The sequence below is a fragment of the Rhizobium tibeticum genome (genome assembly GCF_900110205.1).
GTDB classification, from domain to species: domain Bacteria; phylum Pseudomonadota; class Alphaproteobacteria; order Rhizobiales; family Rhizobiaceae; genus Rhizobium; species Rhizobium tibeticum.
The window spans coordinates 1-1,679 of record NZ_FOCV01000140.1; the positions used below are offsets into that span (position 1 = coordinate 1).

Sequence of the window (1,679 nt, forward strand, 5' to 3'; positions counted from 1 at the left end):
GGTAGAGTGCTGAAGGTTCTGCAAATTCCTTAATGAGGGCGGCCATGGCAGACTCACATGGGGAAGCGCCGGTCAAGTGGGACTAGCTTGTCATATCGATGCCCTTTCAAATTGTGGGATCCAGGTTGAGCCCGACTGCATGACTCTGCTCGTTAGCCGAGCAGATCAACCTCACATTCGGTCGCCGCTCTTTCACGGCTGCACCAATATCCCGCTTCCGGCGGCTGGGCTCAGGCGACGAGACCATTCTGAGTGAGCGGCATTTTAGGCCAGTCTGCCATGCGGTTCGTCCACCTGCATCCGTCAGGACTGATCAGGCCCTGGGGAATGAGAGAGCTTGTTATGCGGCTTTCATCAAGGCGCCCTCGATGATGACGCCGGATGTCGCGTATTTCCAGAGAGCAACCAGGAGCTTTCGCGCGAGCGCGACGATCGTAGTCTTCTTGAAGCGACCTCCGTTGCGTTGGAGCCTGGCTTGGAACCACAGTGTAAGGTTCGATCCCGGCTGGTGGCGTATCCAAAGCCAAGCGAGCTGGACCATCGTTGTTCGCAGCCGTGGATTGCCAGTTTTGGACACGCCTTGTTCTCGGTTCACTTGGCCACTTTGCCACGGCGTTGGCGCTAGGCCTGCGTAGGCGGCCACCTGCCTGCGATTGTCAAAATGTCGAAAGAGGCCTTCGTGACAGAGGACAGCCGCAAACTCCGGGCCGATGCCTTTGATGTCTATAAGGAGCTTGGCGGCACTGCGGGTTACGTGTTCTTCCGTATGCAGAAGGTTGTCACGCTCGATCTCTATCTCTTTAACCTGTGCGAGCAATAGTTCGAGGCGGTCGAGCTCGCGGCTGATCTGGGCTTTAAGATGACGCGGCAGCGATCTTCCATCGCCGGTTAGGAGTTCCTCAAGTCGATCCCTGCGGTCTCGATTGAGCGGTTCGTAATCCGTGATCCCCTGTGCGAATAGCAGCCCCTTTATTCGGTTGACGTGACATATCCGTTCGGTCGTCAGTACCTTGCGTTCGCGACAGATGCGCCGGCGGTCCTCTTGCTCCGGTGTTGGCTCTTTGACCATTGCACATATGCGCGGTTCGCTGCGCTTGAAGGCAAGAAGAGCGCGAACGAGCGTTTCACCATCGATCTTGTCGGTCTTGGCTCGGCGACTGCGACGAGACACTGCGATCGAAGCGGGATCAACGACGTAACTCTCGATCCCCGCCTTGCTCAGAACTCGATGGATCCAGAAGCCATCGAGCCCGGCCTCCTGGATAGTGACGACGGGAAAGTCTCGCCCCGTGCGCGCTCTTGCCTTCTCTCGCACGCTATCGAAGCGACGGAACAAGGCGAATAAATCACCACTGGGGACACTGTGTTTCGACAACTTTTCGCCGCCACCTGGAGACAGCGACGTGATCAGCCAAGTTGAACGGCTGAGCTCCAACGACACGAAGATCGCGCCAAGATCAGTCCGGATAGCAGTCAGAGTTTCGGATCGGTCGGCCACTACATGCATGGTATTCCTCCACGGGTCTTTGTTAGCAACGTCACTTTGCCAGAGCACTCGCCGCTATCCATCCGTCCCCATGGGATCTGGTGATGTTCAACGTCACCTATTCCCCGGAGGGAAAGCCACCATGACCAAGACCGATGGTAAGTCAGCCAGTGCTGCAGTGAAAGAGATTTTG

General features: G+C 56.9%; 1 protein-coding gene. It reads right to left on the reverse strand.

Annotated elements, in window-relative coordinates:
* Nucleotides 1–340: 340 nt before the first annotated feature.
* The gene (locus tag BSG20_RS35245; RefSeq protein WP_072382372.1) at nt 341–1,507 is read right to left on the reverse strand and encodes an IS110 family RNA-guided transposase; all 1,167 of its coding nucleotides are present in this window, start codon (nt 1,505–1,507) and stop codon (nt 341–343) included.
* Nucleotides 1,508–1,679: the final 172 nt, after the last annotated feature.